At 73.8% G+C, this 12979-nt stretch carries 11 protein-coding genes; 6 read left to right on the top strand and 5 right to left on the bottom strand.

Annotated elements, in window-relative coordinates; all coding sequences use genetic code 11:
* Window positions 1-165 precede the first annotated feature (165 nt).
* Window positions 166-1296: a glycosyltransferase gene (locus FVS66_RS27330; RefSeq protein WP_149183897.1), complete on the top strand. Its 1131-nt coding sequence runs from the start codon at window positions 166-168 to the stop codon at window positions 1294-1296.
* A 156-nt stretch (window positions 1297-1452) separates the two neighbouring features.
* Here the strand turns inward: FVS66_RS27330 and FVS66_RS27325 are convergent, their stop codons facing one another.
* Window positions 1453-1845 (bottom strand): hypothetical protein, encoded by a 393-nt coding sequence (locus FVS66_RS27325; protein ID WP_149183896.1) that lies wholly within the window; start codon window positions 1843-1845, stop codon window positions 1453-1455.
* A gap of 81 nt (window positions 1846-1926) precedes the next feature.
* Complete coding sequence (locus tag FVS66_RS27320; protein WP_149183895.1) at window positions 1927-3138, bottom strand: pyridoxal phosphate-dependent aminotransferase; 1212 nt, start codon at window positions 3136-3138, stop codon at window positions 1927-1929.
* Window positions 3139-3338: 200 nt separating this feature from the next.
* Here FVS66_RS27320 and FVS66_RS27315 point away from each other — a divergent pair, with 200 nt between their 5' ends.
* A complete protein-coding gene (locus tag FVS66_RS27315) occupies window positions 3339-4232 on the top strand; it encodes a serine protease (protein ID WP_149183894.1) in 894 nt (297 codons plus the stop codon).
* 61 nt (window positions 4233-4293) lie between these two features.
* On the top strand, window positions 4294-5766 hold the full coding sequence (mptB, locus tag FVS66_RS27310) for a polyprenol phosphomannose-dependent alpha 1,6 mannosyltransferase MptB (protein ID WP_149183893.1): 1473 nt from the start codon (window positions 4294-4296) through the stop codon (window positions 5764-5766).
* A gap of 8 nt (window positions 5767-5774) precedes the next feature.
* On the opposite strand, the gene FVS66_RS27305 is transcribed toward mptB, so the two are convergent.
* Together FVS66_RS27305 and FVS66_RS27300 are read right to left on the bottom strand one after the other, a co-directional pair.
* Window positions 5775-7355: a D-aminoacylase gene (locus FVS66_RS27305; RefSeq protein WP_149183892.1), complete on the bottom strand. Its 1581-nt coding sequence runs from the start codon at window positions 7353-7355 to the stop codon at window positions 5775-5777.
* Between the two features lie 17 nt (window positions 7356-7372).
* The gene (locus FVS66_RS27300) at window positions 7373-8677 is read right to left on the bottom strand and encodes an alanine racemase (RefSeq protein ID WP_149183891.1); all 1305 of its coding nucleotides are present in this window, start codon (window positions 8675-8677) and stop codon (window positions 7373-7375) included.
* 175 nt (window positions 8678-8852) lie between these two features.
* Here FVS66_RS27300 and FVS66_RS27295 point away from each other — a divergent pair, with 175 nt between their 5' ends.
* Genes FVS66_RS27295 through FVS66_RS27285 form a run of 3 tightly spaced genes read left to right on the top strand, consistent with a single transcriptional unit; the run spans window position 8853 to window position 10983 of the window.
* Window positions 8853-9833, top strand: coding sequence for a sugar kinase (locus FVS66_RS27295; RefSeq protein ID WP_149183929.1), 981 nt, complete (start codon window positions 8853-8855; stop codon window positions 9831-9833).
* A complete protein-coding gene (locus tag FVS66_RS27290; protein ID WP_149183890.1) occupies window positions 9830-10582 on the top strand; it encodes an IclR family transcriptional regulator in 753 nt (250 codons plus the stop codon). The genes FVS66_RS27295 and FVS66_RS27290 overlap by 4 nt, the downstream gene beginning before the upstream one ends.
* Window positions 10579-10983, top strand: coding sequence for a RidA family protein (locus FVS66_RS27285; RefSeq protein ID WP_149183889.1), 405 nt, complete (start codon window positions 10579-10581; stop codon window positions 10981-10983). Before FVS66_RS27290 ends, FVS66_RS27285 begins: the two co-directional genes overlap by 4 nt.
* A gap of 81 nt (window positions 10984-11064) precedes the next feature.
* Here FVS66_RS27285 and FVS66_RS27280 read toward each other — a convergent pair whose 3' ends face one another.
* Window positions 11065-12936, bottom strand: coding sequence for a serine/threonine-protein kinase (locus tag FVS66_RS27280; RefSeq protein ID WP_149183888.1), 1872 nt, complete (start codon window positions 12934-12936; stop codon window positions 11065-11067).
* Window positions 12937-12979 lie beyond the last annotated feature (43 nt).

Genomic DNA, 12979 nt, shown 5'->3' with positions numbered 1-12979 from the left:
ATGGCGGGAGGCGCGCCGGACATTCAGCGCAGCGGCCGCCCGCAGGCCGTCCAAAGGGAGGAGGCACCGGCGTGCCGGACCGCTCGGGCACCGGCCGGTTCCTAAGGTCGCCCACACAACCACGCGGGGATCAGTGATGACGTGAAGCCGACCATTTGCCTTTGCATGATCGTCAAGAACGAGTCCGGGGTCATCGAACGCTGCCTCTCATCGGTCCGTGACCTGATCACCACCTGGGTGATCTCCGACACCGGGTCCACGGACGGCACGCAGGAGCTGATCCGCAGCGCGCTCAGAGACATCCCCGGGGAGCTCCGCGAGGAGCCGTGGGTCGACTTCGGCCACAACCGGAGCCTCAACATCGCTCATGCGCGGGGCAGGGCCGACTATCTGCTCCTGCTCGACGCCGACCTGGAGATCCGGCAGAACGGCCCCCTGCCGCCGCTCACGGCCGCCGGCTACATGCTCCGGCACGAAGGTGCCCTCGAATACCGCATCAAGCGGCTGGTCAGGGGCGACATCGCCTGGCGCTACGAAGGCGTCACCCACGAGTACCTCACGACCGACGAGCCGACCGACCAGGCGAACCTCGACGCCCTGGTCGTCGTGGACCACGCCGACGGAGGGTCGCGTCAGGACAAGTTCGAGCGCGACGCGCGGCTGCTGAGCGCCGAACTCGAGCGTGACCCCGACAACACCCGCACCGTCTTCTATCTGGCCCAGACCATGCGTGACATGGGCCGCGCGGAAGAGGCCGTCGCCCTCTACGAGCGCCGCGCCACGATGGGCGGCTGGCCGGAGGAGGTCTACTACTCGCTGCTCCAGACCGGAATCCTCAGAGCCGACACGGGAGACTGGCCGGGCGCCATGGACGCGCTCGTGCGGGCCTGGGAGACGCGGCCCCACCGTCTCGAAGCCTGCTACGAACTGTGTTCACGGCTGCGTGCCATGAGGCGCTACAGGGCCGCGCACGCCTTCGTCTGCGCCGGACTCAACCGGCCCGTTCCGGACGACCTGCTGTTCGTGAGTCCCTGGGTGTACAGGTGGGGGCTGCTGATGGAGTTCTCGATCACCGCGTACTGGGTGGGGGACTGGCGGGGTTCCTACCAGGCGTGCAACCGGCTGCTCGCCATGCCGGAGCTGCCGGAGGTCCATCGCAAGCAGACGCTGGTCAACCGTGAGTACGCGGCTCAGCGTCTCTCCGCGGTGCTCGGGACCCCCTCCGGGGCGCCCGCCGGCCGTCGGCGGCCGAAGAAGCCGAAAAAGCCGAGGAAGGCGACGGGGCGATCCAGGTGACCTCGCGGCGCCGAAGGGCGTGCGACGGCCCGGCCGCGGCCGGAGGTCCACCGCCTGTGGCGCTGCGCCCGGGGCACGGGGCCGGTCAGTCGGCGGGAGCGGTCGGGAGGCGGTGGCACCCGGTCCGCGCACCTGCGCGGGCGCGGACCGGGGCCGTCAGGGGGTGCCGACCAGGCGGTTCCCGCCCAGGGCGGCGGCGTGCGCGTCCATCCGCTCGGCGGCGAGGATCGCGACGGCGGTGTCGGCACGGGAGGCCGCGACGACCAGGGCGCGCCCCGCGAGCGCGTGGGCGCGGCGGTGCAGCGCGGACGTGTCCGCTCCGGTCAGTCCGGCGTGCCGGGCCGGCGGGGCGCCGCGCAGCCGGGCCACCTGCTGCGCGATGCGTTCGGCGGCGGTGCCGTCCCCGAGCTCCTCGGTGACGGCCAGAAGTGCGGCGAGGTGTCCGGCGAGCTGGATGTCCAGCTCCTCCTCGCGGGAGCGATGCGGGAACTGGGTCCGGTCGTCGTCGGCCATCCGCTGGACCGACTTGGTGCGGATCGGTTCGTACATGGGGATGGCCTCCTGCTCACTGACAGGAGACCATCTTAGCTTGGATTGAGTCTAAAGTTGAGTCTGGCCCAGAAAACCGGCTCAGTGCTGGCTGTAGCCGTCCAGGAAGTTCCCGATCCGGGTCACCGCGTCCGTCAGGTCCGTGGCGTTCGGCAGGGTGACGATCCGGAAGTGGTCCGGCTCGTGCCAGTTGAAGCCCGTGCCGTGCACCACCATGATCTTCTCGGCCCGCAGCAGGTCGAGGACCATCTGCCGGTCGTCCTTGATCTTGTAGACGGCCGGGTCGAGGCGCGGGAAGAGGTACAGCGCGCCCTTCGGCTTCACACAGCTGACGCCCGGGATCCGGATCAGCTGCTCGTACGCCGCGTCCCGCTGCTCCAGGAGACGGCCGCCGGGCGCCACGAGCGCCTCGATCGACTGCCGGCCCTGGAGGGCGGCGGCGATGGAGTGCTGGGCCGGCATGTTGGCGCAGAGACGCATGTTGGCGAGGATCGTCAGGCCCTCGATGTACGAGGAGGCGTGCGTCTTCGGGCCGCACACCGCCAGCCAGCCGCTGCGGTAGCCCGCCACCCGGTAGTTCTTCGACATGCCGTTGAAGGTCAGGCACAGCAGGTCGGGTGCGACGGCGGAGGTCGGCGTGTGTGTCGCGCCGTCGTAGAGGATCTTGTCGTAGATCTCGTCCGAGCAGACCACGAGGTTGTGGCGGCGGGCGATCTCCGTCAGGCCGCGGAGCATCTCGTCGTCGTAGACCGCGCCCGTCGGGTTGTTCGGGTTGATGATGACGAGGGCCTTGGTCCGGTCGGTGACCTTGCGCTCGATGTCGGCCAGGTCGGGCATCCAGTCGGACTGCTCGTCGCACCGGTAGTGCACCGGCGTGCCGCCCGCGAGGGCCACGGAGGCCGTCCACAGCGGGTAGTCCGGGGCCGGTACGAGCACCTCGTCGCCGTCGTCGAGCAGGGCCTGCATCGCCATCTGGATGAGCTCCGAGACGCCGTTGCCGATGTAGATGTCCTCGACCGAGAGTGGGATGCCCTTCGTCTCGTAGTGGCTCATCACCGCGCGCCGCGCCGACAGCAGGCCCTTCGCGTCGCCGTAGCCGTGCGCGTCGCCGAGGTTGCGGAGCATGTCCTCGAGGATCGCGGGCGGGCACTCGAAGCCGAAGGCGGCGGGGTTGCCGGTGTTGAGCTTGAGGATGCGGTGGCCCGCCGCCTCCAGCCGCATCGCCTCGTCGAGCACCGGGCCACGGATTTCGTAGCAGACGTTGGCGAGCTTCGTTGACTGGATGACCTGCATGCTCGCGAGCTTACGGCCGTGGCGACCGGGGCGCCTCGTGTTTTGGGACACGTCCTTTCGTGGCCTGGGCGGCGGCGGGTCACCCGAACGCCGATCCGGCGCGGTGGGGGCCGCCGGGTCGGCCGAAAAGGACCTCTTGTCGAGGACATGCCCATTTCTGAGAATGCGCATGACATTCGTCGCAAGAGGGGACCCCCCACATGAAGAAGCCTCTCGCCGGTGCGCTGCTCGCTCTCGCGCTCCTCGGCCTGGGCGCCGCACCGGCGGCAGCCACCACCGCCGACCGCCCCGCACCGACCACCAGGTCCGCCCCGGCACCCGCTCCCGCCTCCGCGTCGCCGGCCTCCGCGCCCGCGGTCACCGCCGTCGACTTCGCCGGGACCGTGGCCCTCAGCAACTGCTCCGGCTCCGTGGTCCGGCCGGCCGGGTCGCGGCCCGACGACCGCGCCCTGGTGCTCTCCAACGGCCACTGCGTCGAGACCGGTATGCCCGGTCCCGGCGTCGTGCTCGTCGACCGGGCCTCGAACCGCACCTTCAGCCTGCTGAACTCCGCCGGCGGCCGCGTCGCCACGCTCCGCGCGAGCAAGATCGCGTACGCGACGATGACCGACACCGACGTCTCGCTGTACGAACTCACCAGCACCTACCGCCAGATCGAGAACCGCTACCACGTCAAGGCCCTCGAACTCGACACCGCCCGCCCCGCCCGGGGCACCGCCATCAAGGTGGTCTCCGGCTACTGGAAGCGCGTCTACAGCTGCTCCGTGGACGGCTTCGCCCACCGCCTCAAGGAGAGCGACTGGACCTGGACCGACTCGATCCGCTACACCGCCGCCTGCGACACCATCGGCGGCACCTCCGGCTCACCCGTGATCGACACGGCCACCGGCAAGGTCGTCGCCGTCAACAACACCGGCAACGAGTCCGGCGGCCGCTGCACCCTCAACAACCCCTGCGAGGTCGACGAGAACGGCGAGGTGACCGTCCGCGAGGGCATCAACTACGCCCAGCAGACCCACACCATCGCGCCCTGCGTCGGCACCGGCAACAAGATCGACCTCAGCCTGCCCGGCTGCACGCTCCCCAGGCCGTAAGCCCGTCGGATTCGTACACGGCCGGTCGCTGCCCGGCGACGCCCCGGTAGGTTGGCTCCTCATGTGGTCCTTGAGGAGCGTCGCCGGATGCCGTCGTCTGGGCGCGGCCGGATCGGTCGCCGTCGCGCTGGGCGGCTGGGCAGCCGGCACGATGCCCGCGCGGGACCCGTGGGGGCTCTGGTTCCCCCGCGGCGCCGACACGGCGCGGCCCGGCGTCCTCCTCGCCTGCGCCGGACTCACCCTGCTGGTCGTCGCCTGGTGGAGGTACGGGCGGCTGATCGCCGAGGGCGCCGTCGTCCGGGTCCGGGCCACCGCCGCCACGCTCGGCTGGTGGACGGCGCCCCTCCTCCTCGCCCCGCCGCTGTACAGCGCGGACGTCTACAGCTACATCGCGCAGGGCGCCATGGTCGTCGAGGGCCACGACGTGTACCGCTCCGGCCCCAACGTCCTCGCGCCCGACGGCGTGGGCGGGGCGGCGGCCGCGAGCGTCGGCGGTCACTGGACCGACACCCCGGCCCCGTACGGGCCCGTCTTCCTCCTCCTCGCCAAGGCGGTCGTCTCGGCGACGGGCGGGCAGATCGTGCCCGCCGTGCTCGGCATGCGGCTCGTCGCGGTCGCCGCGCTCGCCCTCGTCTTCTGGTCCCTGCTCCGGCTCGCGCCGCGCCGCGCCACGGCAGGCGCCCTGTGGCTGGGCGCCCTCAACCCGCTCCTGCTCGTCCATGTCGCCGGCGGCCTCCACAACGACGGGCTGATGGTCGGGCTGCTCCTCGCGGGCACCGCGCTCGCCGTGCGCGGCGGCCGCTGGGTCGCGGGCAGCGCCCTCGTCGCCCTCGCCATGATGATCAAGTCGCCGGCCGCGCTCGCCCTGCTCTTCATCGGGGTCGTCGTCGGCCGCGAGACGTCCGGCCCGCTGATACGGCGGGCGGCCAAGGGCCTGCTGGGGCCGGGCGCCGTCGCCGGGGCGGTCGCCGTAGGGGCGACGCTGCTCGCCGGCACCGGCTTCGGCTGGCTCCGCACCCAGAGTGTCGCCGGCACCATCCACACCGCACTCTCCCTCACCAGCGACCTCGGTGTCGCCCTCGGCGAGTCCATGTACTTCCTGTCGGGCGCCGAACCCGACCCCGTGAAGCGCGCCGTCCAGGCCATGGGCCTCACCCTGGCCATCGCCCTCATCGCATACCTGGCGTCCTGCGCCGCCCGCGGACTGCTCGACCCGCCGCACGCGCTCGGCCTCGCCTTCCTCGCGCTGGTCGCCCTCTCGCCGATGGTGCAGCCCTGGTACCTGCTGTGGGCCGTGCCGCTGCTCGCCGCGACCGCCTGGAACCGCCGCACCGGCCGCGCCGTCACCATCCTGTCGGCGGGCCTCGTCTATGTGACGGCGCCCGACGGGCGCACCCCCGCCTACGGGTTCGCCCTGGCCGTCGTGGCCTGCGCGATAGGCGCCCAGCTGCTACTGCGCCGCGCCGACTTCGCCGCCGGGATCTGGCTGCCGTCCCCGCGCCGCGCCGAGGACCGCGAACCGTCCCGCGCCTGAACCGGGAGTCACGGCATACGGCGCACGGAGCGCCCCGCCAGTACGTCCGTACGCCGCCCGTCCCGCACCACGAACCGCCCGTCGATCAGCACGTACGGGATTCCGGCCGGCGGCGTGCGCGGCGCCGCGAAGGTGGCGCCCGCCGCGACCGTGTCCGGGTCGAACAGCACCAGGTCCGCCCGGTACCCCTCGCGGACCAGCCCCCGGTCGGGCAGCCGCAGCCGGGCGGCGGGGCGGGACGTCAGATGCGCGACGGCCTCCTCCAGCGACAGCACGCCCAGCTCGCGCACATACCGCCCCAGGTAGTGCGGGAACGTGCCGTACGCGCGCGGATGCGGCTTCGCACCCCGCAGGATGCCGTCCGAGCCGCCGGTGTGCACCCGGTGACACATGATCGCGCGCACGTTCTCCTCATGGCCGACGTGCTGGAGCACCGCCGTGCCGAGCCGGTCCGCGAGCAGCAGCCGCCGGGCAGCCGCCCAGTCGGGCAGCCGCGTGCCGACGTACCGTGCCAGGGCCGGGTCGGCGACGCCCGACACCTCGACCGTCTCCCACACCACCGGCACGCCGTGGCAGCCGTCCGACCCGGTCACCTCCAGGGCATGGCGGATCCGTTCGGCGGCCGCGTCGTCCCGCAGCCGGGCGAGGAGCGCGTCGGGTCCGCCCTCGTGCGCCCAGCCGGGCAGCAGCGCCGCCAGCGTCGTACAGCCCGGGGTGTACGGATAGGTGTCGAGGGAGACGTCCACACCGTCCGCCAGCGCCTGGTCGAGCAGCGCCAGCAGCTCGGGCGCCCGGCCCTCGTTCACGCCGAAGTTCAGCGTGGCGTGCGCCAGATGCAGGGCGCAGCCCGTCTCCCGCGCCAGCCCCAGCATCTCCGCGTACGCCTGGAGGGCACCCGCCCCGTACGAGCGGTGGTGCGGGCAGTAGTAGCCGCCGTACGCCGCCACGACCCGGCACAGCGCGGCCAGTTCGGCGCCGTCCGCGTACATGCCCGGCGGGTACGTCAGCCCCGACGACATGCCCACCGCGCCCTGCTCCAGCCCCTCGGCGACGAGCCGCCGCATCCGGCCCAGCTCGGCGTCCGTGGCGGGACGGTCCGCCCAGCCCATCGCGTACGCCCGCACCGTGCCCTGCGGCACCAGGTACGCGGCGTTCACGGCGATGCCCTCGCCGCCGAAGCCCCGGTCCAGACGGTCCAGGTAGGCGCCGACGGTCCGCCAGTCGAGGCCGACGTCCGAGCCGTCGCCGTTCCAGCCGCTGATCGCCGCCCGCACCTCGGCCAGGGTCCGGTCGTCGGCCGGCGCGTACGACAGGCCGTCCTGGCCGAGCACCTCCAGCGTCACGCCCTGCGCGGTCTTCGCCTCGTGCGCAGGGTCCCGCAGCAGCGCCAGGTCGCTGTGCGCGTGCATGTCGACGAACCCGGGGGAGAGGGCGAGCCCGTGCGCGTCCAGCACCCGGGCCCCGGACAGCGCCCGGTCGCCCGCGCGGCGGAGCGCCGCGACGCGGCCGCCGTCGACGCCCACGTCGGCGCGGTACGACGGCCCGCCGGTGCCGTCGACGACCCGTACGTCCCGGATGACCAGATCCACCGCGGCCGTCCTCCGTCTCAGAAGAACGTACGGATGTAGTCGACCGCCGTGCCGTCCGTGTCCACCACCGGGATCAGCGGCCATTTCTCGAACACCGTGCACGGGTGCGCGAGCCCCAGCGCCACCCAGTCACCCACCTCCAGCGCGGTGCCGCCCGGCTCGGTGCGCACCCAGGCGTGCTGGTCGGAGAGCGCGGTGACCGTCAGCCCGGCCGCCGCTCGGGTCGCCCCGTCGCGCCCGGACCGCACCAGCCGCGCCTCCGGCAGCGCCAGGTCGTACGACACGTCCCGCTTGCCCGCGTTGAGGAACGCCTCCTCCGGCGTCGGGCGGGACACCACCTGCGCCCACAGCAGGAACGCCGGCTCCAGGGCGCCCTCCTCGGGGACCCGGTTGAACGGCGTCAGCCGCTCGTAGTGGCCGTGGTCGTGGGACACATACGCCCCCGAGCGCAGCAGCTTCAGCACCGGCGCCGACAGTGGCGGCAGGTCGGCGAACACGTCGGCGACGGCGTCGAACCACTCGCTGCCGCCCGCGCTGACCACGATCTCGTCCGTGTCCGCGAACCGGCCCGCCCGGTCCAGCTCGACGGCGAGCCCGGTCAGCCGCCGCAGCCACGCCCGTACGGTCTCCGGGGTCGCGCCCGGCACCTGCGCCTCGTACCCGGCGACGCCGACCAGCCGCAGCGAGGCCGCACGGGACACCGCCTCGGCGACCTCCGCCGCGTCCGCATCCGTACGCACCCCCGTCCGCGCGCCCTCGCCCGCGGCCAGCTCCACGACGACGTCCACGGGGACATCCACGGGGCGGGCGGACCCGGCCAGCGCCCGGTCCATCAGCTCGACGCCGCGCACCGAGTCGACGTAGCAGACGAAACGGAAGTCCGGGTCGCCGGCGAGCTGCTTCGCGATCCAGCGCAGGGCGGGCGCGTCGACCAGCTCGTTGGCCAGGAAGACCCGCCGGACGCCGAAAGCCCGGCACACCCGCACCTGGTGCGGGACGGCGACGGTGATGCCCCAGGCGCCGTACGCCAGCTGACGGGCGAACAGCTGCGGCGCCATGGTCGTCTTGCCGTGCGGGGCGAAGGCCAGGCCGTGGCGCTCGGAGTACGCCTCCAGGAGCGCGAGGTTGTGCTCCAGGGCCTCGGCGGACAGCGTCAGCACCGGGGTCGTGAAGTCTCCCGTGAACAGATTCCGCCGCTGGCCGGCGAGCTCACCGACCGTCAGGCCGTCCGCGTCCGGAGGGAGCCCCTTGAAGCGGTGGTCGACACGCTCGTCCGCGAGGCGCGCGGCGAGCGCGTCGGGTCCCTGCCGGTCGGCAGCCATGGGGCCTCCTTCGTTGGAGCCGGCGTTGCGTATGCTGCAACGGCCGTTGCGTATATCGCTCGTCGGTGTCTAACATCCCGGCCAGCGCCGGGTCAACGGCCCCGGCGGCCGGAGCCGGGAGGAGCCCAGTGTGACGGGTACGCGGGCCCCCGACGTGGTGTGCCTCGGCGAGTCCATGGTCGCCTTCCTGCCGTCCCGCCCCGGCCGCCTCGCCGACGTGCCGTCCTTCACCCGGGCCGTCGGCGGCGCCGAGTCCAATGTCGCCTGCGCCCTGGCCGCCGCCGGGCACCGCGTCCGCTGGGTCAGCCGCGTGGGCGCCGACGGCTTCGGCGACCACCTGGTCGCCGCCGTCGCCGCGTACGGCGTCGACGTCTCGGCCGTCCGCCGCGACCCCCACCGGCCGACCGGCGTCTACTTCCGCACGGCCACCGACCGGGCCGACGCCGCGCACGAGGTCGTCTACCACCGCGCGGGCTCGGCCGCTTCGGCGATGTCCGTGCGGACCGTCCCGTACCAGGAGACGACGGCGGGCCGCGTCCTCCACCTGTCCGGCATCACGGCGGCGCTCTCCCCGGAGTGCCGCACCCTGCTGACCACGCTCACCAGCCGGCGCCCCGGCCGGCCCCTGATCTCCTTCGACATCAACCACCGCCGCCCCCTGTGGCCGGACCCGGCCACCGCCCGCCACACCCTCCTGCGCCTGGCGCGCGGCGCCGACCTGGTCTTCGTGGGCGAGGACGAGGCGGCCGAACTCCTCGCACTCCACGACCCGGCCGCCGTCCGCGAGGCCCTCCCCGAACCGGCGGTGCTGGTCGTGAAGCGGGGCGCGAAGGGCGCGACGGCCTTCACCCGGGACGCCCGGGTGTCCGTGTCCGCCCCGCGCGTGGACGTCGTCTCTTACGCCGGGGCCGGGGACGCGTTCGCCGCCGGGTTCCTGGCCGCGACGCTGCGCGGGCTGCCGCTCGGTGAGCGGCTCCGGTACGGGCATCTCCTGGCCGCCGGGGCGCTCACCGCGGCCGGGGACCTCGGGCCCGTGCCGGGCGGCGCGCTCGTCGGGCGGCTTGCCGCGCTGGACGAGGCGGACTGGGGGAGACTGCGTCTCGGTCCCGGCTGGACGGAAGCCGGGCGGGCCGACGAGGAGGTACGTACGCGATGAGCCAGACCGTCGACCGGGCGCTGAGCATCCTGCCGCTGCTGGCCCGGGGCCCCGCCGACCTCGGGCAGGTCGCCGAGCGGCTCGGCGTCCACAAGTCGACCGCCCTGCGCCTGCTGCGCACCCTGCACGAGCACGGCCTCGTCCACCGTCAGCGGGACCAGCGCTACCGCCTCGGCGCCCGGCTCTTCGCGCTCGCCCAGGAAGCCGCCGAGAACCTCGACGTCCGCGAGATCGCCCACCCCCACCTCGTCCGCCTCAACGAGCGGACCGGGCACACCGTGCACCTGGCGGTCCGCGAGGAGGACGAGGTCCTGTACATCGACAAGGTCGACAGCCGCTACCCCGTCCGTATGTACTCGCGGATCGGCCGCCCCGTCGCCGTCACCGTCGCCGCCGTCGCGAAGGTCATCCTCGCGGACCTCCCCGAAGCCGAGCGCCACGCCCTCACGGCCCGGCTCGACTACCCCCGGTACACGCCCCGTTCGACCCCGAACGCCGCCGCCCTCCGCATGGAGCTGGCGACCGTACGGGAACAGGGCTGGGCCGCCGACCTCGGCGGCCACGAGGAGTCCGTCAACTGCGTCGCCGCGCCCGTCCGGGGCGCCGACGGCCGCGTGGCCGCCGCCCTGTCGGTGTCCGCGCCCAACGTCGTCGTCACCGCCGAGGAACTCCTCGCCCTCCTTCCGCTGGTACGCCGCACCGCCGAGGCCATCAGTCACGACTACTCCGGAACGAAGGACAGCGCATGAGCCGCGAGAAGACCGCCGTCACCCCGCCCACCCACGCCGCCCCGCCCGCCCGCTTCTCCCACGGCGTCCGCAAGGGCCACATCCTGCAGACCGCGGGGCAGGTCGGCTTCCGGCCCGCCGTCGACGGCCGGCCACCCGCCGTCGCCGGGCCCACCCTGCGCGAGCAGACACTCCAGACCCTCGCCAACGTCGAGGCCGTCCTGAGGGAGGGCGGCGGCACCTGGGACGACGTGCTGATGATCCGCGTCCACCTCACGGACGTGGACCACTTCGCCGAGATGAACGCCCTCTACGACGAGTACCTGAAGGACGTGGCCGTGCCGCCCGCCCGCACCACCGTGTACGTCGGCCTCCCCGCAGGGCTGCTCGTCGAGATGGACGCCCTGGCGGTCCTGGGCTGAGGGGCTGAGGGGCTGAGGGGCTGAGGGGCTGAGGGTCCGGGGCGGGCCGGGTGGGGCGGGCCGCCCGCTCGCGGCGCCGCGTCACGCGATCTTCGCGCAGACCACGCTCCTGCCGTCGTTCACCTCCCAGTACCAGTACCGGGAGTTGTCGCTGGTGCATTTGACCCGACGGCTGGACGGCATGCGGTAGTAGCCGGTGATCCGGAGGATGTGCGTCTGGCCCTGTGGCACCCTGCCGGAGGCGCAGTTCCACACCACCATCAGGTCGGCGGTCGCCCGCTCGTCCTTGTCCAGCTTCGCGGTGAAGCACTGGCCCGAGCGGAACTGCCGGGACACGCACAGCACGGTCCGCCGCCCGTCGGCCGCGTAGTGCGACCACCTGCCCCGGCCGGACCCGGTGTCACAGACACCGGAGCCGGCGGCCCGGGTCACGCGTACGTACGCGCTCGCCGAGCCGCAGGTCACGCGCACCGGGGCGCGCCTGCTCCACCGCCCGGAGCCGTCGGCGTACACGTCGAGGCAGTCGCCGGTCCGTACGGCACGGAAGGCCATGTCCTGCACCGTGGGTGTGGGGCGGCGCGGCGTGTACGTGGACGTCGGGCGGGTGAGCGAGCCGCTGCGCCCGTCCGTGGTCGACGTGTCGGTGTCCCGGTCCTCGCAGGACTGGGCGAGGAACACCATGAGCAGCGCGGCGGCGATGAGGACGAGCCAGCTGCCGGGGCCGCTCTTCTTCGGGGGTGGGTGCGGAGCGGGGGTGGGGGCGGGGCTCACCGGCGGGGCGGGCGGCGGGGCGTCGGCCGACGCACGGGCCCGCGCCCGGGCCCGCTGCTCCTCCTGCGCCCGGGCCCGTGCTTCTTCCCGCGCCCGGGCCCGCTGCTCCTCCTGTGCCCGGGCCCGTGCTTCTTCCCGCGCCCGGGCCCGCTCCTCCTCCCGCGCCCGGGCCCGTGCCTCCCCGTCCACACGCGTCGGGCCCGGCGGGGGCACGGCGCTGGTGCGGACGTCCCCCGTGGGCGCCTGCGGGTCGAAGCCGAGGGCGTGGCTCCACTCCTCGCCCTGGCGGGCGTACGTGCCGATCAGGTCTGTCCAGCGCGGCGGCAGCCAGCGGGTGCCGCTCTGCGAGGTCGGCAGGCGGCGCAACTCGGCCAGGAACCGGTCCAGTACGTGCGCCGGCCGCGGCCGCTCCGACGGGTCGACGGCGAGGCACGGGCGGATCAGCGGGACGAGTTCCTTGGGCAGCCCCGTCAGGTCCAGCTCGCCGCGCGAGACCCGGGCCAGCAGCCGCAGCGTGTCCTCGCCCTCCGGGTAGGGCGGCCGCCCCACGGCCAGATGGAACAGGGTCGCGCCCAGCGAGTACACGTCGGACGCCGCCGTCGACGGCTCGCCGCGCGCCTGCTCCGGCGATGTGAAAGCGATCGTGCCGAGTGTGAGGGACGTACGGGTGATGTCCTGGGCGTGCGAGATGCCGAAGTCGATGAGCCGGGGCCCGTCCAGCGGCAGCAGGATGTTCTGCGGTTTCACATCCCGGTGCACGATGCCCTGCCGGTGCAGGGCGTCCAGCGCCTGCGCCGTGCCCGCGGCGATCCAGCGGATGGCCGACGCGGGCAGCTGCCCGGCCGTGCGGACCAGCTCGGCGAGGGACGGCGCGGCGATGTACTCGATGGCCATCCAGGGCACGGCCGCCGCCGGGTCCGCGTCCACGACCCGGGCCGTGTACGCGTTGTCGACCCGTTGCGCGAGCGTCACCTCGCGGGCGAACCTGCGCCGGTCGTGGCCGCCGACCGCGCCCTCGGAGAGCAGTGTCTTGACGGCGACGAGCGGGCCGCCGGGCCGGGCCCGCGCCAGGTAGATACGGCCCATCCCGCCCGAACCGAGCCGCCCCAGCAGCCGGTACGGGCCGAGTACGGCCGGGTCGTCGCCACTCAGTGGCCGAAGCCGCGTTCCGTCCCCCGTCATACCGCCGCCCCCTCCTGCGGTGCCCCCGCCAGCAGGGTAGCCG

It is taken from the genome of Streptomyces sp. TRM49041 (assembly GCF_008271805.1).
GTDB lineage: Bacteria > Actinomycetota > Actinomycetes > Streptomycetales > Streptomycetaceae > Streptomyces.
The sequence above is the reverse complement of the archived record's forward strand: the minus strand, read 5'-3'. Positions and strand labels throughout refer to the sequence as shown.

Excerpts from the sequence above, each read along its gene's own strand:
- FVS66_RS27330 (WP_149183897.1), top strand. The coding sequence starts at position 166 with ATGATCGTCAAGAACGAGTCCGGGGTCATCGAACGCTGCCTCTCATCG.
- FVS66_RS27325 (WP_149183896.1), bottom strand. The coding sequence starts at position 1,845 with ATGTACGAACCGATCCGCACCAAGTCGGTCCAGCGGATGGCCGACGAC.
- FVS66_RS27320 (WP_149183895.1), bottom strand. The coding sequence starts at position 3,138 with ATGCAGGTCATCCAGTCAACGAAGCTCGCCAACGTCTGCTACGAAATC.
- FVS66_RS27315 (WP_149183894.1), top strand. The coding sequence starts at position 3,339 with ATGAAGAAGCCTCTCGCCGGTGCGCTGCTCGCTCTCGCGCTCCTCGGC.
- mptB (WP_149183893.1), top strand. The coding sequence starts at position 4,294 with ATGTGGTCCTTGAGGAGCGTCGCCGGATGCCGTCGTCTGGGCGCGGCC.
- FVS66_RS27300 (WP_149183891.1), bottom strand. The coding sequence starts at position 8,677 with ATGGCTGCCGACCGGCAGGGACCCGACGCGCTCGCCGCGCGCCTCGCG.
- FVS66_RS27295 (WP_149183929.1), top strand. The coding sequence starts at position 8,853 with ATGGTCGCCTTCCTGCCGTCCCGCCCCGGCCGCCTCGCCGACGTGCCG.
- FVS66_RS27290 (WP_149183890.1), top strand. The coding sequence starts at position 9,830 with ATGAGCCAGACCGTCGACCGGGCGCTGAGCATCCTGCCGCTGCTGGCC.
- FVS66_RS27285 (WP_149183889.1), top strand. The coding sequence starts at position 10,579 with ATGAGCCGCGAGAAGACCGCCGTCACCCCGCCCACCCACGCCGCCCCG.
- FVS66_RS27280 (WP_149183888.1), bottom strand. The coding sequence starts at position 12,936 with ATGACGGGGGACGGAACGCGGCTTCGGCCACTGAGTGGCGACGACCCG.